Below are 17,338 nucleotides of genomic sequence, written 5' to 3'. Positions count from 1 at the left end.
AGGCCGCAGGGCCTCATGAAAATCCTGGTCGTCGAAGACGAAGTCAAGGCGGCCGCTTACCTGCGCAAAGGACTGACCGAGGAGGGCTACCAAGTCGAGGTAGCTCACACCGGCGTCGACGGACTCCACATGGCGTCCGTGAACGAGTACGACCTTGTCATCCTGGATTGGATGCTTCCGGGCATCGATGGGCTGGCGGTCCTCTCGGCTTTGCGTCATACGCGGTCGGTTCCGGTCCTCATGCTGACCGCGCGCGGCCAGATCGAGGATCGGGTGCGCGGCCTGCAGAGTGGGGCGGACGACTACCTGATCAAGCCATTTGCCTTCTCGGAGCTGGTCGCGCGCGTCCAGGTGCTCCTGCGTCGGGGAAGCGTGCACCGGAATGACACGGAAACGCTGGTCATGAAGGTGGCCGATCTCGAGGTCGACACGGTGCGCCGCAAGGCGACCCGGGCAGGTCAGCGCCTGGAGCTCACACCCAAGGAGTTCAGCCTGCTGATCTTGCTGCTGCGGCGCAAGACCCATGTGCTCTCGCGTACGGAAATTGCGGCCCAGGTCTGGGACATGAACTTCGACAGCGAGACCAACGTCGTCGAGGTGGCAATCCGTCGCTTGCGGGCGAAGTTGGACCAGCCCTTCGAGAAACCGCTGCTCCACACCGTGCGCGGCGTGGGGTACGTGCTGGAGGAACGGCCATGAATGTGTCGAGCATCCAAGCACCGAGCCTTCGAGCGCGGTTGTCGCGCCAGTTTGCCCTGCAAACCATGGTCGGCCTGAGCCTGGTCTGCGGCGCGGTCTACCTGGTGATCTCGCTCACGCTGTCCGCTCGCCAGGACGACACCCTGGTCAAGAAGCGGATCGCGGTCCAGCGACTTCTCAAGGAGGGGCAGGAAGTCCATGACATCCCGGGCATCAAGCACCTGATGAGTGATTTCCTGGCCGGTCATGACGATCTGTCACTGGTGGTTCGGCAGGAGAACCGTGCCGCTGTCTTCGAGAAGGACGATCCCAAGCGCCCTGATTCGATGAGCAAGCGGCTGAGCTTCCCGGTTCAGCTACCGACGGAGCTGGGCGGGGCAGGGCAGGCGGAACTCATCTACGACGTCAGTAAGGATGAATCACTGCTGAGCCGCCTGTGGTGGACGCTGCTGACCGCCTCCATCCTGGGGACTTTTGCGGTCTCGGCGACAGGCTTCGTACTGGTGAAGAGAGGGCTGGCGCCACTGAATGCGTTGGCGCGTCGGACCTCCGAGCTCGATGCGAGCCGCCTTGATCAGCGGCTGGATGCGGCGGGCCAGCCTGAGGAAGTCCAGTCGCTGCTCCTGCAGTTCAATGCGCTGTTGGACCGACTACAAGTCGCGTACCAGCAGATGGGGGCATTCAATGCCGACGTCGCGCACGAACTGAACAATCCGCTTTCAATCCTGATCGGCAGCTGCGAAGTGGCCCTCAGGCGGCCTCGATCTGCGGCTGAACTGCATGACACGCTCTCCTCCAACCTTGAGGAGCTGCGACGGATCGCGACCATCGTGGCGGACATGCTCTTTCTATCGAGCGCTGAACGCGGAACACCTGCGCGCCGATCCTTTCCAATGAGCATTGCCGACCTCGCAGCGGAAGTCGCGGACTTTCACGAGTTCGTCCTGGAAGAGGCCGAACTGCGCGTGGAGGTGCGTGGAGATGCACGCGCAGCGGTAGACGCCGGCCTGGTTCGGCGGGCGATGTCCAACCTGCTGAGCAATGCGTCGCGCTATGCCACCCGTGGCTCCCTGATCGAGGTGCGCATTGCGCGAGTCGATCCTCGGCACGTTTCGATCGGGGTGCACAACCAGGGGCCGGTCATCCCGGCCGAGCATCTGCCGCGTCTGTTCGACCGGTTCTACCGCGTCGATCCGTCACGAACAAATGCCGACCGAAACCACGGTTTGGGACTGTCCATCGTCGCAGCCATTGCACGCATGCACGGTGGGACCGCCATCGCGGAGTCAACGGATCAAGGTACGTACATCCGCTTCACGCTGGAGGACCCTGGTGCGTCTGACGCGAAGGCGGTGGCGGCCCCTGCCGCGTCGGGGAGGCCGTCATGACCTTAAACACACCTTGGAAAGGAGGCCGCCATGTTGAACTTGTTTGAGCACTTGCGTGAGCGGCATCCGGGGTTGGCGACCTACATCTTCGGCACCTCCGTTGCGGTCATCGTCATTTCCTTGCTGCTGCTGATCTACTTCCTTCGCCAGGACCGCGCCAAGAAGGAACAGCGGCGCGAGGAGCGTCGTGACAAGCGCCGTCGGGCACGCCAAAAGCGGTGACCTCCTACACAGGCCACTGCTAGGATCATTCGGTGCGCAAAGCTCTCCTGACCTTCTTGCTCGCAGTGCTGCCTTTCCAGTTCGTCTGGGGGGCGGCCGCTGGATACTGTCAGCACGAGCAGGGCACGGAGGTGAGCCATTTTGGACACCACGCGCACAAGCACGCAGGCAAGTTTGCCAAGACCTCCGACGCCTCGGCCGACAAGAGCCAGCAGGGCGGCGCCGATGACGCCGACTGCATTGCTTGCCACATGAGTGGCGGCACTGTGATGTCGGACGCTCAGACTCTTCCCAGGGTCGACCAGATCGCTCAGCCGGTCACGACCGTTCGGGGAGCGCACTCCAGGTTGCTGGTACCCACCATTGACCGGCCCAAATGGGCATCGCTGACTTGATCTGAGCCCGGCGCGCAAGCGACGGGTAGGCCGCCGGAAACGTTCAGCCGGCGATACCGATGGACTCCATGGCCGCTGGCCAAAGCGAGTCCGATCAGCAGGCAGCCAGCACAACCTCACCCCAACTGCTGGCCGCCGCCTTCCAAGAAAGCGACGCCGTTCATGAGCAAGAACCAGAAGCTGCGGCTGGATCTCCCGTTGGTGCTGCCGGACATCCACGGCACCGACGATCCCTGCGTGAAGCGCCTGCAGGACAAGCTGGCCGGTCGACCTGGCATCGATGCCGCCCACGTCACTGGCGTTGCCGAGGGCAAGCCCCAGTTATGCGTGCACTACGACCCCAACGTGATCTCGCTAGGCCGCGTTCGCGAGCTGGTCGAGTCTGAAGGGCTCGAACTCACGGATCGGTTCGCGCATATTCTGGGACGGGTCAACCTGCCCATGCACGCGCGATTTGCCCAGCGGCTCGCTGAACAGCTCCGGGCTTTGGAGGGTGTCATCGAGGCGGACGTTTCGCCCGGCGGCGTGGTGCGCATTGAGTTTGATCGGACGCGCATCGACGAGGCCAAACTGAACCAGCGTCTGACTTCGCTTGACATCACGATCGACGGCGACAAAGGCGCATCGAAAGCCCCGGTTCGCAAAACGACCAGCCAACCCGTCGCTGCCGCGCCAGAACCGGGCGAATCTGCGGACAAGGCTGCCAACGATGAGCACGCGGGACACGACCACAGCGACCATGACCACGACCCGAAGGCCAGCCATGACCATGCCGGCGAGGAAAAGGGCAAGGTTGCGCACAAGCACGATGAGAAAGGGCATGCCGGCCATTCCCACGACAAGGAGGGGGAGGGCGGCGAGCACAGCCATGAACACGGCGGGCTGTTCGGTGAAAAGACAGAGCTGATCTTTGCCAGTTTGTCGGGCATGGCCCTCTTGGCCGGCTGGCTGATCGGCCGCGCAGGCACGGGACCCGATTGGCTACCGACGGCGTGCTACGTACTCGCGTATTTCTTCGGCGGGTATTACACGGTCAAGGAAGCGATCGAGAACCTGCGCGCCAAGCGATTCGAGATCGACACCCTCATGCTTGTCGCCGCGGCCGGCGCCGCCGCCCTGGGTTCGTGGGCTGAAGGCGCTCTGCTGCTGTTCCTGTTCAGCATGGGTCACTCGTTGGAGCATTACGCCATGGGACGGGCGCGGCGCGCGATCGAGGCGTTGGCCAAGCTCGCGCCGGAAACGGCCACAGTCCGACGCGACTCCGGAACCGAAGTGGTAGCTCTGGACAAGCTGCAGGTGGGTGATGTCGTCGTCGTGAAGCCTAACGAGCGCCTCCCCGCGGACGGCGTGGTCGTGGTGGGAACTTCGAGCGTCAACCAGGCGCCGGTCACCGGTGAAAGCGTGCCGGTCGACAAGCGACCTGTGGAAGACGGCAAGACGGCCATCGGCAACTTCGAGCGAGTCGCCGCGGAGAACCGAGTCTTCGCCGGCACGATCAATGGCGCTGGCGCAATGGACGTGATGGTGGCGCGCAAGTCCGACCAATCGACGATGGCGCGCGTCATCAAGATGGTGACAGAGGCGGAGGCACAGCGGTCACCGACTCAGCAGTTCACCGAGAAGTTCGAGCGGATCTTTGTGCCATCAGTGCTGTTGCTGGTTGGCCTGTTGCTCTGCGCAGGCTTCGTCATCGACGAGCCGTTCTCGCAGACGTTCTATCGGGCAATGGCCGTGCTGGTGGCTGCAAGCCCCTGCGCTTTGGCGATCTCCGTGCCCAGCGCCGTTTTGAGCGGCGTGGCGCGCGCGGCACGCGGCGGTGTGCTGGTCAAGGGTGGCGGCCCGCTGGAGAACCTGGGCACGCTGACGTCCATCGCCTTCGACAAGACCGGCACCCTGACCGAGGGCAAGCCGAAGCTGACCGACGTCGTGCCTGCGCAGGGGGTGCCTGAGGAGGAATTGCTGGCAGTGGCGCTTGCGGTGGAAGAGCACAGCGACCACCCGCTCGCGGCCGCCATCGTGACGGGTGCCAAGGAGCGTCTGGGAGACAAGGCCAACTTGCTGCAGGCGTCTGAGGTCAAGAGCATCACGGGACGGGGTGTGCAGGCGCAGCTCAGCGGCGAGACCGTGCACATCGGTAAGCCGGTGTTGTTCACCGAGCTGCCCGACTCCAACGTACCCACGGATGTCGACGAGGCGAACAAGAAGCTCGTGGCCGACGGGCGGACCACCATGATCGTTCGCAAGGGCAGCCAGTTCCTGGGCGTGATCGGAGTGATGGACACGCCGCGGCCCGTGGCGGGAGAGGTCATGGCCGAGCTGCGCAAGCTGGGCATCGAGCGCATGATCATGATCTCTGGTGACAACCAGAAGGTGGCCGAAGCAGTAGCCCAGACGGTCGGTCTGACCGAGGCTCGGGGCGACCTGATGCCAGAGCAGAAGGTTGAGGAGATCAAGAAGCTCCGGACCGAGCACGGGAAGGTCGCGATGGTGGGAGACGGCGTCAACGATGCACCGGCCATGGCCAACGCGACCGTGGGCATCGCCATGGGTGCAGCCGGCTCCGACGTTGCGCTGGAAACGGCCGACGTTGCGCTGATGGCAGACGACCTGGCGCAGCTTCCATTCGCGGTAGGCCTGTCTCGCAGCACGAGTCGCGTGATCAAGCAGAACCTGTGGGTGAGCCTGGGCGTCGTTGCGGTGCTGATTCCTTCGACCATCCTCGGCCTGAGCATCGGAACCGCCGTGATCTTCCACGAGGGGTCGACGCTGCTCGTGGTGTTCAACGCATTGCGGTTGCTGGCCTACAAGCCCTTCGACAAGAGCGCGAAGGCGGCTGACGCTGGGAAGCCCGCCGAGGCGAAGGGCTGAGGCTGCCATGAGACCCGAGGATCAACAGAATCGTCCGACACCGACGGTTCAGGCCATGGACGATGACGACGGCGACCTGACAGACATGTTGGGAGAGCTGCGGGTACTGCTACCCACCGCCCAGCTGCTGTCCGCCTTCCTGATCGCCGTTCCGTTCGCACCGGGATTCAAGAGCATCGTCCAGGCTGAGAAGAACGTCTTCCTGGCCACGTTCATGCTCTCGGTGGCGGCCCTGGTGCTGTTCACGGCGCCGGCTGTCCAGCACCGGCTGATGCGGCCCTTGCGAAGGCGGGCGGATTTCAAGGCGAGGGCGAGCAGGCAGATGCTGGTCGGCGCAGCACTTTTAGCGATCGCGTTGGTCCTGGCGACGCAGTTCGTGCTGTCTGAGGTGCTGGGGCACACCGTTGGCAACGTCGCAGCGGCCGTCATCGGAACGCTCATCGGCCTGATGTGGTTGCTGGTGCCGCTGACCTGGAACCGAAAGCAGTCCGCATGAGCGCCCAGCCGATATCGCTTGCCGGCGTGATGATGTTTGCCGCAGTGCCTGCGGCGGCAGTGATCGTGGGCGGTGTCGTGGCGGCAGTGCGCACGCCAGGCCCGAAGGTGCAGAGCGCCGTTCAGCACGTTGCCGCCGGCGTGCTTTTCGCAGCGTTGGCAACTGAGCTTCTTCCCGACGTCGTTCACCGTCGGTTGCCGTGGGTGACTCTGGGTGGCTTCGCGCTGGGTGTGATTGCCATGCTCCTCCTCAAGGCGCTGGCGCGCCGGCTCGAGGAGCGCGAGGAGAAGACCGCGCCTTCCGCGCTACCCACGAGCCTGTTGCTGGCCTCAGCGCTCGATATCGCCCTGGATGGGCTGTTGATTGGCGTGAGCTTTGCTGCCGGGGAGCGGCAGGGCTTGCTGATCACGATCGCGATGACGCTCGAGGTGCTATTCCTCGGCGTGGCAACCGCAGCTGCAGTTCGAGGGCTAAACGCGCGTCGGTTGGTGTTGGCCACGACCATCACCTTTGCTGTGCTGCTCATGGCCGGCGCAGGCATTGGGGCTTACTTCCTGGCCAGCGCCAGTCCTATCGTGCTGGACGGCGTGCTGTCTTTTGGTGTGGCTGCGCTGCTCTATCTAGTCACGGAGGAGTTGTTGACGGAGGCTCATGAGGTCGACGAAACACCCGTTCTGACGTCCATGTTCTTCGTCGGGTTCCTGGCGCTCCTGATGATCGAGATGATGGTCTGATCTGACGACCGTAGCCTGCGCCGAATGAAGGAGCGTCGGGGCAGTTCGAGGTAGCCACTTCCGCATGCACGGCGGGCTGCCAGAAGCTAAGCGAGATCGTCGAGCGGCGCAGGAGGGGGCGGGGCTGCCGCGATCGTGGGCCGGGGAGGGTAGAACCCCTGGCGCCCTTGCGCGTAATCGTCGGTGAACTCGATGGCATTCAAGGCGGCGGCCATGGCGGCATCCACTTCCTCGTTTTCCAGGACGATCACTTGGCCAGGGCCCTCGAAACGCGACAACCAGCTATAGAAGCGGTCGTTCACCGTCGCAATCGCGACGTCGCGGTCAGTGTCCGTCGACTGCTTCTGTGCATAAGCCTTCAGCGGCGAATCCAGCACTACGGTGCCCAAGTGGGGGTGACCTTCCTTCAATGCGTGCTGCATCAGCGCGATGAACATCGCAGACAGGAAGATGCCCCGCTTGCCGGCGCCATAGCTCAGGCGACGGCGCCCATCGATCATCAGATCGCACGCCGCAGCGTCAACGTAGACCGACTTGATGCCGGTGAAGCCCCAATCGTTGAGCATCTGGCGAGCAACCTCACCGACCTCGGCGCCGTGTTGCCCGATGTTGCGCACGAGCGCGGTCCTCTTCTGCTTCGTTTCCTGCTCGAGGCGCGCGATGTCACCCTGCAATCGGCTAGCCTCGTCGAAGGCATCGATCAGGGACGAAAAGCGGGTATGGGACGCAGCCAGTTCGCGAGGGTCGGTATCGAACTCCTCGCCGGCGGTTCGCAGGAGGAGAGCTTCCTGCTCCTCAAGAGTCTTCAACGACACCGTCAGACGGCTCACATCCGCGGCAGCCGTCGCCAGGCGTGCCTGCTGGTGGGCAAGGGACGGCTGCAATCCACGGCGCAGGTCGCGAATCTTCTCCGCCTCGGCGGCAATGGCGCGGCGATATTTCGAAGGCGCACGGGGCTTCAGGCTGTCGGGATCGGCGTGCTGTTCCACCGGCGTGCCGCAGAGCGGGCAGGGCGTCTCGGGCAAGGCCTGGAAGAAGGCAATGCCCTCGTCCGTCGCTCCCAGCCGGGCAAGATCGCTGGAATATTTCAGGTCGAGCAACGCGAATCGCTCGCGCATCGATGTGGCGCCGGCGAGTTCAGTTGACGCCTCGGCAAGAGCCGCTCCTTCCGCAGCGATCTGCTGGCGGACATCTTTGAGCACGGAGGATCGCGCCTGAAGTTGCGAGGAGAACATGTCCAGTCGCTCGTCGACTCGGGCGAGAGCCTTGACGGCAGCTGCACGGTCCGTATCGGCCGGAATCAGCTTCTGCACGCGCGCCAGCTCAGCTTGGGCTACCGCCAGCTTGCCTTTGGCCTGGTCCTTCACCGCGCTACTTTTGTACAGCTCGACCGCGGAGTCGTCGAGGCCGCTCAGGAACAGCGCATAGGAAGAGACGCGCTTGTCCGACCCATGGCCCTTGCCTTTGGTCGGATCCTTGGCAATCATGCTGGGCTGCGCCAGCAACGCCCAATGCCGCAGGTCGTCGCCGGTGACGGCGCCCTTCTTGCTGCGTGCATGGAGCACTTTTTTCCCCTCAGCACCGGACAGCTTGACGAGCAGATCGCCGAGTTCCTGTGCAACCTCTTCGAGCGGGTTCGGCGCGCCGTCCTCGACCCACAGGTCATCCATTCGCACGAAGACGCGTGCGCCTCCGCCCGACACGGCTTTGCGCACCAGGTACTCGTGCTCGCCATGGAGAAAGGCGAGCTCGAGGGAGTCATAGCCCGCCGACTTTGGGAATTGCTCAGGTTGCGCCGTGCCGCCGAGCAGGAACCACATGCAGTCCCAGATGTGCGACTTGCCGGTGTCGCTGGGGCCGCGGATGAGGGTGCGACGGTCGTCGAACGCGACCACGGCCGGCAGCAAGCCAGGGCCGTGGACGGACAGGCGCTTCAGCGTTATTGCCATTGATGCCCCCGCGCGTTGGCGCCTTCGAACTCGGCGCCCCACAGCCGCCCTTCCTGAGCGAATCTATCGGTCAAGTCGCGCGAGCTGAGCGCTGCGAAGGTGGCGGCTGCCCACCGGCACCGGTTTTCCAGCTCACGCAGGTAGGGCGACGTCAGCGCGCCAACCATGCTCCGTGCGCTGTCGCCAGCGAAGTAGGTGATACCGCATTCGTCCATGGAAACGGCGACCAGGCCGCGGGTGCTCATGAGGTACAGGCCTTGGGCAATGAGATCGCGGCGGCTGAGGTATTCGCTGCCACGGTACGGCACCGGCGTGTGAAGGCTGGGAGGCCCCCCCAGATCGTCCGAGTAGACGACGGCGTAGTCGAGCAGGACGAGCTTCTGGAGGTCGGCACCGGCCGGCTGCAGGGAATTCAGCAGATACACCATCCGCACGCCCAGCTCGAACGGCGAATTGAAGGCGGCGATGGGCTTGGGTTTCGTCATTTGACCCACTTGAGCCTACCGCCATTGGCGAGGTGATGGCAGGTGCCGGGCAGGTCACCCGGCCGGAGCTGGGGTGACAGGCAGCTTTCCGAAACCTGCAGGGTGGATGCCTTCTCCACGGCCGCGTCGACGCGCGCCATGCCCGTTTTGTGCCGGATCTGGGCCACCGTCGGCCGGACGCCTGCATGAACCATGTCGAGCAGCCGCTCGAACTCATGCTCAGTGGGGTAGATGTCGCGGCTGAACCGCTGCAGGCCCTCAGCACAGTAGAAGAGCTGGCGATGCGAATCGAAGTGCTCTTCGTACTCGCTGCCGGCCAGATCGGCGAGGGTGACAGGAGACGTCTTGTCTTCGGAATACACGCGAAGCAGCTGGTCGACGTAGACGGTCTCGTGCTTGGCCGGTTGGGCGGGCATCGGCGCATCATCGCCGCGCTTCGGCACGATGCCGAACATCTCGTGGTGGGCCGTCCGGTCGAGCGCGTGCCAGGCCAGCAGGTCATGCACCGGACATTCGATGAAATCGTCGAAATCGAAGTCGTCGATCGCGGCCTGGACGTCTTGGGTCAGCTCGGCGGCCATGCCTTGCATGCCCGTGTTTTCGCCCTTCCAGGCGGCCAGGAAGTTGGCCTTGAAGGTAGCCGCACCGGCGGCCATCATGTTGTGCAGCAGGTTGCCGACCGCGTGCGGGCAGCAGAAGTAGTAGTGCTTCGGGCGGGGGTAGGTCTTCAAGGCCAGTTGCTTGAAGAACTTGGCCATCTCGGGGAAGGCCTCGCTGGGCTTCAGTCCGGAGGCGTAGTGCTTGCCCTGGTACAGATCCCAACCGTCGCGCACGAGGGCCTGGCCATACCGGGCTTCGATGTCGCGGCCCCCGTCGCCTGCGCCGCCGAGGCGCTTGACGTTCGCGTAGGGTGAACCACTGGGCAGCAGCCGCTGGCGCGTGGCGGCCAGGATGAACTCTTCCCACTGATCGGGATTCAGCAGGATGACTTGTGCCGACGGCTGGATAACGCCGCCCTTGGCGACCAGTTGGTTCGTTCGCGGTGTACGGGTTTTGCCTGAGTTCTGCGGCATGGATGGAGAGCATCGCTGGCAGACGATTCTCGTGGACGCCGGCGCGCTCGCGCCTGGGGGCTAGCCCGGACGCCGGGGTCAGCGGCGCGGATCGGAGACCGCCATCTTGAACTCCTTCAGCTCGTCATCCAGCGAGGCCACGGCGAGTTGGTGGAGGATGGAGTTCTGCAGGAAGGACGCTCGTTCCCTGTCCATGTCCACCGTGTTGCCGTCGAGGTTGGTCTGGGACGGCAGGGCGTGCTCCGCGAACTGCAGGGTGCTGCGGGGCGCCACCAGGTCGGGCGCGATGTGGCCGGGCGATGAGGTTGCCATCGGCGCCGCAGGTTTGGGTCGACTGGCTTCTTCAAGCGCCGCCGAGAAGCTGATGTCGCGTGCCTGGTAGTGCGGCGTATCCGCGTTGGCGATGTTGCTGGCGATCAGCGCCTGACGCTGACCCCTGAAGACCAGAGCCGTGGCCTTCCAGTCGTCATCCGGCGCCGCCGAAGGCGTGCCTGTGCTGGGCGTGGGACGGAGTGCGTTAGACATGGACACCTCCACCGGAGAAAAAGGGGAGCGCCGAAGCGCATCCCCTCGCAGTTGCCTTGGTGATCAGAAGCTGTGGCGCATGCCGACTTCCAAGCCGGACGAGCTCTCGCCACCGCGCATGCCGGTCGGCGTCGTGTACAGAACCGAGCTGCGCGCCGCACCCTTGTTGCTGATGTTGGCGTAGGTGCCGTAGAGCGCCGTCCGCTTGGACATCTCGTGCACGTAGCCCAGCGCCACGCGGGTGCTGTCGTCGGCGTCGGCATAGCCAGAGCCGACCGGGCCACCGGAGCGATTGACGGTGGTGTAGCCGACCCGGAACGAACCTGCTTGGGTCACCGGGACGGTGGCGCCAATCGACAGTTCCTGAGCCTTGCGCGGGCCCCACTTCTTCACGTCGACGAGGGTGTGCAACGTGCCCCAGGGCGACTTGTAGTTGAAGAGCAGGTTGTAGTTCTTGAACTTCGGCTGGGTGCTGCCAACGTCGGTCTGGCCAATGGCACCGCCGACCAGGAACGTGTTGTTCTCGAAGCCGAGACGGCCGCCTGTGTACTTGTTGCCCACGACGCCTTCGCCGGCGGCGACATGCACCTGACCAAACCAGCCGCCCAGGTTCTTGGGCAGGAAGTAGCTGACGCCGTTGTCGGTTCGTTGGGCGGTGGTCGCACCGCTGCCCAGCACTGCGCTGGAGCCGTAGACGAAAACACCGCGCGAACCCACGCCGACGATGCCGAACTCGTCGTTGAGCGCGTTGTTGTACGTCGGGGTGGTATCGCGGCCGAGGCGGATCTCACCAAACTCGCCCATCAGGCTGACGGTGGAGCGGCGGTTCCAGAACTTGCTGGCGTTGGCCGCGCCGGTGTCGAGCTCGACACCCGATTCCAGATGGAAGCCGGCAGACAGGCCGCCGCCAAGTTGTTCAACGCCACGAACGCCCAGGCGGCTGGTCGTGTTGGCGCCCGAAGTGACGCCCTTGACCGTGCCTGCGCTGCCGTTCTTCACCTGGCGGACGGCCGCATCGGCGACACCGAACAGCGTGACCGACGAGGTTTGCGCGAAAGCGGTGCTCGCCATCGCGCTGCATGCCAAGGCCAAGAGGACTGGCTTCTTCATGTACTTCTCCTATTCAGTAGGTACCGGGGGATCTGGATCGCCCCCAGCGCTACGCAGGCTAGGGAAGCTGCCTAGGGAAATCCATGATCTCGACCGTTTGGGTGGGCGCGTGCTGGTGCGCGGTGCCGCAAAGGCAGGGTTGCTGTGCCTTCGAATCGACAGGGGGCACTTGCGCGAAATGAGCGATTTCGATTCACACCCTTGTCATAGCTGGACAAACCCGTGAATCGGCGCGCCAACCTGACAAAACCGTAATCCGCCGGACGGGCAGCGGTCATGGCCGCCTTCTTACGCTTGCCCGTTGGCACTGGCGTCCACGACGCCGTTACGGACGCAGGCGGCTTGGCAAGGGCCACTGCAAAGAAGGCGCGGATGAGAAGACCCGATGCTCAACTGATATCGAGGGCGCGACGAGGAGACATCGCGGCCTGCCTGGAGGCCGGCCGCAAATACCTGCAAGGCACGAGCGGATTCCCGCGCCACGTGACGCTCGGGCTCGAGTACTTGCAGCAGGCTGAGCGCGCCCGAGCCGACGACACGCTGCAGCTCATCGTCGAGTCGCTGGACCTCTACGAGATCGCTGCGCATGGGCGAGTCGCCACGCTGCAGCGAGCAGCGCAGGCCGGCAGAGCGGCCGCGCAGATGAAGCTGGCAATCTGGCTTTCATTGACGGCCGTCGATCCCGAAGAGGCGATGCGCTGGTTCCGAAGCGCTGCGGCGGGTGGTGAGACAGCTGCCAGGAAGGTGCTGACCGCCTATACCCCGGACGATTTGTCCGAAGAACGCGTCGTGGCGCGGCTTCGCTCCCTCAAGGCTGTGCCGGGCATCGGCTGGGCCGCTTTGCTGACGTTTGCGATGGACAGGGCGTTGATGCGTCAAGAGCCGCAGATCCTGTTCCGGGCGCTGGCGGTGAGCTTGGAGTTGGATGGATCACCTGAGGCTGGCTTGGCGGACAAGGTGTTCGAAGCCCTCAGCTATGCCAGCAAGGTGCAGCCCGTGGATACCGCTGTTGATCGTCGGGCGATTGAGGCCCTTCTCGACGACTGCGTTGCACGAGGCAACACCGGCGCGGCGTTGATGTTGGGACTGGCCTTGAGCGGCCAGGATGTCGGTGCCCTGGCGTGGGAATCGCTGGTGACGAGCCAAAACTTCCGAAAGGCCTCAGCGCTCCTGATGCGCGCCGCTGACGGTGGCCACGGCGAGGCATGGAGCCGGCTGTACGAGATTCACTCGAACCACAACGGATCGGTTGCCAACCCGCCTATGGCGCGGTTCTGCCTGGAGAAGGCGGCGGCCAGCGGCGCAGTGATTGCCCAGCGGCGGCTGGGTGCAACCATCCTGCGGGCATCAGGCTCGCTGCGCGATGTCGAGCAAGGCATGCACTGGCTGTACCAAGCGGCACAAGCGGGCGATGAGGCCGCCCACCGGTTGCTGTGCACCTTCGTTCTTCCCGTGGACAGCCGTGACGTCGATGCAGCCCGCGCGCTGGAGGAGATTGAGCAGTCCAGTCCTGGGCTCGCACTTCGGCTTCAGGTGGCCAGGGATTTCGGGCTGACCAAGCTCGAGGCGATGACCGTGGACCTCGTGGGCAGCCAGCGCCCGTGGGGGCTCGTCGTGGGGCGCAATCCGTTCATCCGCCATGCCAAGCTTTCCGCGCCGCGCGCGGTGCCGGCCATCTCGGAGTCAGTCCAGCACAACCTGCGACGCGTCGTGGCGCAAGTCGCTGGCGGCGGCGTACGGGGTGCAGAGTTCCAGGACTTCGATCTTCGTCATCGCATGGTGAGGTTGAAGCAGGTCCTACAGGCTCATGGTCTGGCCGAATCGATGTTCTTTGCCAGGGCGTGCTCTAACGAACTGGATGTCCTTCGTGGAGGGGGACGCTGGGCGCGCATGGCGAAGGCCGAACTGGACGAGGCGATGGCGCTTCCGGGCGGGGCGGCGGAGGGTTCGCAGACAGCTTGTTGAGCGCAAGCTCGACACTGCCGGCGCGAAGCGGCGGCGCAGGTAAAACTCCTGCCTGCGAACATCCGTTCAAACTTCTGACGACGACATTCCCTCCATGAGAAAGCTCATCCAAGCGCTACACGACCAGTTGCCCGTCTGGGCAGCGGACTGGCTCGACATCCTCATTCCTGCGGTGGAGGTTGTGATGATCGTCTTGGGCGCCTGGCTGCTGATGCGGCTGGCCCACAAGCTGATCGACCGAGTCACGACCAAGTACGGCCTGCCGGTCAACATGGCATCGTTGTTTCTTCGCGTGGTCGGCGCCCTGGTCTACCTCGGCGCGCTGCTCTGGGCGTTGGAGCGCATGGGTGTCTCGGGCGCAGTGCTCTGGACGGCGTTCACGGGGTTTGCAACCGTCGGCGCGGTCGCGTTCTTCGCAGCATGGAGCGTGCTGTCGAACTTGTTCTGCACGCTGCTCATCTACATCACCAAGTCCTTTCGGATTGGCGACACGGTCGAACTGCTAGAAGCGGGTGACAAGCCGGGGATGAAGGGACGCGTGGTCGAAATCAATCCGGTCTACACCACGCTTCTCGAAAGCGGCGATCAGCAGAACGGCACAACGCTGCAACTGCCCAACAGCCTGTTCTTCCAGCGCGTCGTGCGGCGATGGCACGGTACGGCCGTGACCGCGGTAGCCCCGGATCAACAAGGAGGCCCGTAGCCAGAGGGCAGGGGAGGAACGAATGCTTTCGCCTTACGAGAACGTCATCATCGGGAACTTCATCTACGGGCTTGGGCTCGTGATGGGCAAGAACCCGAGGCAGATCGATTCATGCGTGAATCTGCTGCAGCAGACGCCACTGGACAAGGTCCTGGGTGACGTCATGCTGCAGTTCCCTGGAGCTTGGCGGCTGATCGAGTTCAAGCGCGTTGGCGCCAACCTGAAGAAGGAGCGCGTCAAGCTGGCGACGTACCGAGGCGCCACGCGCCGAGACGTTGATCTTCGCAAAGCGTCTTTGCGAGCTCACTGGTTTGTCGAGACCGGGCAGCACATCATTGACGAGTTTGACAACTCGACGTTTCAAATGAACGTGCGGCCCTACCTGGAGCTCGAGGAGCACGGAGGGATCTCACTTGAGGCCTTTGCCGAGCAGGTTGCCGAGGATGCGCACAAAGACCCACCGAATAAGGCAGAGCTGGACCTGTACCTCCGCTTGATCAAGCTTTTCGGCTGCCTCGACGGTTACGAAACTTCTGGGCTACTCGTGGGCGTCGGCAGCAATGGCGGTTTGTCATACCTGCCGCTTGAGAACATCACAGACCTGAAGGCGACTTCTCGTGTGCTTCGTGCCCGGCTGCGCGCCAGGGAGGAAGAGTTCACGCGAAGTCAGGCCGCGCGCGGCGCGTTTTCATCTGCTGTGCGACAGGAACTGCAGCGCCGAGAGGTGTCTGGCGAGCTGGCACACGGAGTCGAGCCGAAGCAGCAAACGCTTGATCATGGTCCATCCCTCTGACCTCATTTCAACCGCAGGGCGGAGATTTGCAAGCATCCGCAGGCCCTCATCACCTACCTCACATGTCATCCAATCCCGATAAGAAGCGACCAGAGACGCTCGAAGAGCTGGTCCCCATCGTTGCCGACGTCATCGAACACGCTCAGACGCTGCAAGGAGCAGCAGGCGACGCCGTGCAGCGCGTTAACACGGCCGCAGCGCTCGTCGCTGGCACCGTGAAGACGTTGGTCGCCAATCAACAGCAGATGGCTGCCGACATCGAAAAAGTCGTGGCAGGCAAGTTCAACACCACTGTTGATGATGCAGCTGATCGCATCGGGCAGCAGTTGACCAAGGCGGAAGGCAAGGCCAAGACGGCACTGACCAACTTGACGACTGAAACCAACTCAGCTGTGTCTGCTGTCAATCTCGAGGCGGACCGCCTCAAGCAAAACTGGTGGCTACCTGTGATCATCGGAGCCGTTGTGGGCGCGCTTCTGGGCGCCGCGATCAGCGGCACGACCGTCTACATGGTGCTCCGCGGCGGATGAAAGCCTGAGATCGGTGTACTCAAGGTCCTGAGCCTCGGGGCGATTCGGTCTCGCTCGACCGATCGCTCCCGTCGGCATGGGCGTCCTCAATGCTTTGCGCGACCCGATCGGGCTGAGCCTTGGCATTGGCGTGTCCAGGGCTGTCTTCCGGCTGCGGCGTGATGGGCGCGTCGACCGGCTTGTCCGGCTCGGTCGGCAACTGGACGGGGGATTTCTGATGGTCACCAGGCGCGGGCGCTGGGCCGGCAGAGGAGTTGGTCATCGCGGTCTCCATTGGGACGAGTGGATGTCCAAGGTAGCAGCGGAACTCGCCGCGCACTTGCCGCTGGGCCGCTTTCCCATGTAGGCGAGCTCCCTCAATGACGGATAAGGTAGATCGCGGCAACGATCAGTAGGCCGGTAGCGAGCATGAAGCATGCTCCTACCCGGTGCTGGTCAGCGCTCTCGAGCAACCCTCTGAATGCATTGATGATCTTGGTGAACTGAGCAAGCATGGGATCTCCTCTTTGACTTGAGTTGTGAATACGGTTCGCCGGATGTCGGCAAAGTCGAAGACGACGGCTTGCAGCGGGCTGAACTGCGTGCTGCAGTAGCTCCAGAGGTAGGCCCGATGGGTCTTGCCGTCGCGCTGACCGGCGGGCTTGAGCATCGCAACCGGCGTCTCGTCAGCGTGCAACACCGGCTGGCGCAGCAGCTCGGCGGTCAGCGCGTCAACGAGCGGCTGCAGTTGCACGCCGCACTCGCCGACCCACTGCGCCAGCGTGGAGCGCGAGATGGCGTGGCCGGCACGCTCGAAGATGGCTTCCTGCCGGTACAGCGGCAGATGGTCCAGGTACTTGGCCACGAGCACCTGGGCCAGCAGGCCCGTCGTAGGCAGACCCTTGTCGATGATGTGCGGGGCGACCGGCGCCTGCACGATCCGCTCGCAGCACTTACACACCCACTTGCCGCGGATGTGGCGCTCGACAGTGAAGACGCCGGGCTGGTAGTCCAGCTTCTCGGCCACGTCCTCGCCGATGCGTTGCATGGCCTGGCCGCAGCCGCAGGTCGTGCTCTCGGGTTCATGGCGCACATCGCGGCGCGGCAGGTGCGCCGGCAGCTTCTCTCGCCGAGGCTGTTGCCGCTCACCAGCGGCGCGGCCTGGCTGCAGCGCCTCAATCTCGGCGGCAACAGCCGCCAGGTCGCTGTCCAGCGTCTCATCCAGCAGGCTCTTCTGCTCGGCGCTGAACCGCTCGCTCTGCGCCGCGAACTTCAGTCGCTTGAGGATGGCGTTCTCGTGCGTGAGCTTGTCGATGATGGCCTGCTTGAACGCAGCCTCGGCGCGTGCAGCCCGAAGGGCATCGCGCAGTTGGTTGGCATCGAGCGTGTCGAGGTCGTCGGCAATCACGAGTGGTGATGCTGCC

At 64.0% G+C, this 17,338-nt stretch carries 18 protein-coding genes; 11 read left to right on the top strand and 7 right to left on the bottom strand.

All coding sequences use genetic code 11. The features are described 5' to 3' along the window. Nucleotides 1-15 precede the first annotated feature (15 nt). From CDO81_RS00330 to CDO81_RS00300, 7 genes are all read left to right on the top strand, one after another. Nucleotides 16-699: a heavy metal response regulator transcription factor gene (locus CDO81_RS00330; RefSeq protein ID WP_088481189.1), complete on the top strand. Its 684-nt coding sequence runs from the start codon at nt 16-18 to the stop codon at nt 697-699. Continuing rightward, nucleotides 696-2,087, top strand: a complete 1,392-nt coding sequence (locus CDO81_RS00325; RefSeq protein WP_088481188.1) for a heavy metal sensor histidine kinase — start codon at nt 696-698, stop codon at nt 2,085-2,087. The genes CDO81_RS00330 and CDO81_RS00325 overlap by 4 nt, the downstream gene beginning before the upstream one ends. A 30-nt stretch (nt 2,088-2,117) precedes the next feature. Further along, complete coding sequence (locus CDO81_RS00320; protein ID WP_088481187.1) at nt 2,118-2,309, top strand: hypothetical protein; 192 nt, start codon at nt 2,118-2,120, stop codon at nt 2,307-2,309. Nucleotides 2,310-2,341: 32 nt separating this feature from the next. Then, nucleotides 2,342-2,704, top strand: a complete 363-nt coding sequence (czcI, locus tag CDO81_RS00315; protein WP_088481186.1) for a cation efflux protein, CzcI family — start codon at nt 2,342-2,344, stop codon at nt 2,702-2,704. Nucleotides 2,705-2,866: 162 nt separating this feature from the next. Further along, nucleotides 2,867-5,572, top strand: coding sequence for a heavy metal translocating P-type ATPase (locus tag CDO81_RS00310; protein ID WP_088481185.1), 2,706 nt, complete (start codon nt 2,867-2,869; stop codon nt 5,570-5,572). A 55-nt stretch (nt 5,573-5,627) separates the two neighbouring features. Then, the gene (locus CDO81_RS00305; RefSeq protein WP_241516792.1) at nt 5,628-6,068 is read left to right on the top strand and encodes a DUF6328 family protein; all 441 of its coding nucleotides are present in this window, start codon (nt 5,628-5,630) and stop codon (nt 6,066-6,068) included. Continuing rightward, on the top strand, nt 6,065-6,802 hold the full coding sequence (locus CDO81_RS00300) for a ZIP family metal transporter (protein WP_088481183.1): 738 nt from the start codon (nt 6,065-6,067) through the stop codon (nt 6,800-6,802). Before CDO81_RS00305 ends, CDO81_RS00300 begins: the two co-directional genes overlap by 4 nt. Before the next feature lie 86 nt (nt 6,803-6,888). On the opposite strand, the gene CDO81_RS00295 is transcribed toward CDO81_RS00300, so the two are convergent. From CDO81_RS00295 to CDO81_RS00275, 5 genes are all read right to left on the bottom strand, one after another. Then, a complete protein-coding gene (locus CDO81_RS00295; protein ID WP_158218119.1) occupies nt 6,889-8,751 on the bottom strand; it encodes a hypothetical protein in 1,863 nt (620 codons plus the stop codon). Further along, nucleotides 8,742-9,236 (bottom strand): ABC-three component system middle component 2, encoded by a 495-nt coding sequence (locus CDO81_RS00290; protein ID WP_088481181.1) that lies wholly within the window; start codon nt 9,234-9,236, stop codon nt 8,742-8,744. The genes CDO81_RS00295 and CDO81_RS00290 overlap by 10 nt, the downstream gene beginning before the upstream one ends. Next, complete coding sequence (locus CDO81_RS00285; protein ID WP_088481180.1) at nt 9,233-10,309, bottom strand: ABC-three component system protein; 1,077 nt, start codon at nt 10,307-10,309, stop codon at nt 9,233-9,235. Before CDO81_RS00285 ends, CDO81_RS00290 begins: the two co-directional genes overlap by 4 nt. Before the next feature lie 78 nt (nt 10,310-10,387). Then, nucleotides 10,388-10,834 (bottom strand): flagellar basal body rod protein FlgB, encoded by a 447-nt coding sequence (flgB, locus tag CDO81_RS00280; RefSeq protein ID WP_088481179.1) that lies wholly within the window; start codon nt 10,832-10,834, stop codon nt 10,388-10,390. 63 nt (nt 10,835-10,897) lie between these two features. Then, nucleotides 10,898-11,944 (bottom strand): porin, encoded by a 1,047-nt coding sequence (locus CDO81_RS00275; protein WP_088481178.1) that lies wholly within the window; start codon nt 11,942-11,944, stop codon nt 10,898-10,900. Between the two features lie 372 nt (nt 11,945-12,316). Between CDO81_RS00275 and CDO81_RS00270 the strand changes: the two genes are divergently transcribed. From CDO81_RS00270 to CDO81_RS00255, 4 genes are all read left to right on the top strand, one after another. Then, nucleotides 12,317-13,909, top strand: a complete 1,593-nt coding sequence (locus CDO81_RS00270) for a tetratricopeptide repeat protein (RefSeq protein ID WP_158218118.1) — start codon at nt 12,317-12,319, stop codon at nt 13,907-13,909. Nucleotides 13,910-14,003: 94 nt separating this feature from the next. Further along, nucleotides 14,004-14,612 (top strand): mechanosensitive ion channel family protein, encoded by a 609-nt coding sequence (locus tag CDO81_RS00265; protein ID WP_193466476.1) that lies wholly within the window; start codon nt 14,004-14,006, stop codon nt 14,610-14,612. Between the two features lie 22 nt (nt 14,613-14,634). Next, nucleotides 14,635-15,405, top strand: coding sequence for a hypothetical protein (locus CDO81_RS00260; protein WP_088481176.1), 771 nt, complete (start codon nt 14,635-14,637; stop codon nt 15,403-15,405). Between the two features lie 62 nt (nt 15,406-15,467). Beyond that, complete coding sequence (locus CDO81_RS00255; RefSeq protein ID WP_088481175.1) at nt 15,468-15,935, top strand: hypothetical protein; 468 nt, start codon at nt 15,468-15,470, stop codon at nt 15,933-15,935. A gap of 19 nt (nt 15,936-15,954) precedes the next feature. On the opposite strand, the gene CDO81_RS27455 is transcribed toward CDO81_RS00255, so the two are convergent. Together CDO81_RS27455 and tnpC are read right to left on the bottom strand one after the other, a co-directional pair. Then, nucleotides 15,955-16,197, bottom strand: a complete 243-nt coding sequence (locus CDO81_RS27455) for a hypothetical protein (protein ID WP_144397093.1) — start codon at nt 16,195-16,197, stop codon at nt 15,955-15,957. A gap of 159 nt (nt 16,198-16,356) precedes the next feature. After that, nucleotides 16,357-17,322, bottom strand: a complete 966-nt coding sequence (gene tnpC / locus CDO81_RS00245; RefSeq protein WP_420893068.1) for an IS66 family transposase — start codon at nt 17,320-17,322, stop codon at nt 16,357-16,359. Nucleotides 17,323-17,338: the final 16 nt, after the last annotated feature.

The sequence above is a fragment of the Roseateles puraquae genome (assembly GCF_002205845.1).
Taxonomy (GTDB): Bacteria; Pseudomonadota; Gammaproteobacteria; order Burkholderiales; family Burkholderiaceae_C; genus Pelomonas; species Pelomonas puraquae.
This window is presented reverse-complemented; position numbering and strand designations above follow the sequence as displayed.

Excerpts from the sequence above, each read along its gene's own strand:
- CDO81_RS00330 (WP_088481189.1), top strand. The coding sequence starts at position 16 with ATGAAAATCCTGGTCGTCGAAGACGAAGTCAAGGCGGCCGCTTACCTG.
- CDO81_RS00325 (WP_088481188.1), top strand. The coding sequence starts at position 696 with ATGAATGTGTCGAGCATCCAAGCACCGAGCCTTCGAGCGCGGTTGTCG.
- CDO81_RS00320 (WP_088481187.1), top strand. The coding sequence starts at position 2,118 with ATGTTGAACTTGTTTGAGCACTTGCGTGAGCGGCATCCGGGGTTGGCG.
- CDO81_RS00310 (WP_088481185.1), top strand. The coding sequence starts at position 2,867 with ATGAGCAAGAACCAGAAGCTGCGGCTGGATCTCCCGTTGGTGCTGCCG.
- CDO81_RS00305 (WP_241516792.1), top strand. The coding sequence starts at position 5,628 with ATGGACGATGACGACGGCGACCTGACAGACATGTTGGGAGAGCTGCGG.
- CDO81_RS00300 (WP_088481183.1), top strand. The coding sequence starts at position 6,065 with ATGAGCGCCCAGCCGATATCGCTTGCCGGCGTGATGATGTTTGCCGCA.
- CDO81_RS00295 (WP_158218119.1), bottom strand. The coding sequence starts at position 8,751 with ATGGCAATAACGCTGAAGCGCCTGTCCGTCCACGGCCCTGGCTTGCTG.
- CDO81_RS00290 (WP_088481181.1), bottom strand. The coding sequence starts at position 9,236 with ATGACGAAACCCAAGCCCATCGCCGCCTTCAATTCGCCGTTCGAGCTG.
- CDO81_RS00285 (WP_088481180.1), bottom strand. The coding sequence starts at position 10,309 with ATGCCGCAGAACTCAGGCAAAACCCGTACACCGCGAACGAACCAACTG.
- flgB (WP_088481179.1), bottom strand. The coding sequence starts at position 10,834 with ATGTCTAACGCACTCCGTCCCACGCCCAGCACAGGCACGCCTTCGGCG.
- CDO81_RS00275 (WP_088481178.1), bottom strand. The coding sequence starts at position 11,944 with ATGAAGAAGCCAGTCCTCTTGGCCTTGGCATGCAGCGCGATGGCGAGC.
- CDO81_RS00270 (WP_158218118.1), top strand. The coding sequence starts at position 12,317 with ATGAGAAGACCCGATGCTCAACTGATATCGAGGGCGCGACGAGGAGAC.
- CDO81_RS00265 (WP_193466476.1), top strand. The coding sequence starts at position 14,004 with ATGAGAAAGCTCATCCAAGCGCTACACGACCAGTTGCCCGTCTGGGCA.
- CDO81_RS00260 (WP_088481176.1), top strand. The coding sequence starts at position 14,635 with ATGCTTTCGCCTTACGAGAACGTCATCATCGGGAACTTCATCTACGGG.
- CDO81_RS00255 (WP_088481175.1), top strand. The coding sequence starts at position 15,468 with ATGTCATCCAATCCCGATAAGAAGCGACCAGAGACGCTCGAAGAGCTG.
- CDO81_RS27455 (WP_144397093.1), bottom strand. The coding sequence starts at position 16,197 with ATGACCAACTCCTCTGCCGGCCCAGCGCCCGCGCCTGGTGACCATCAG.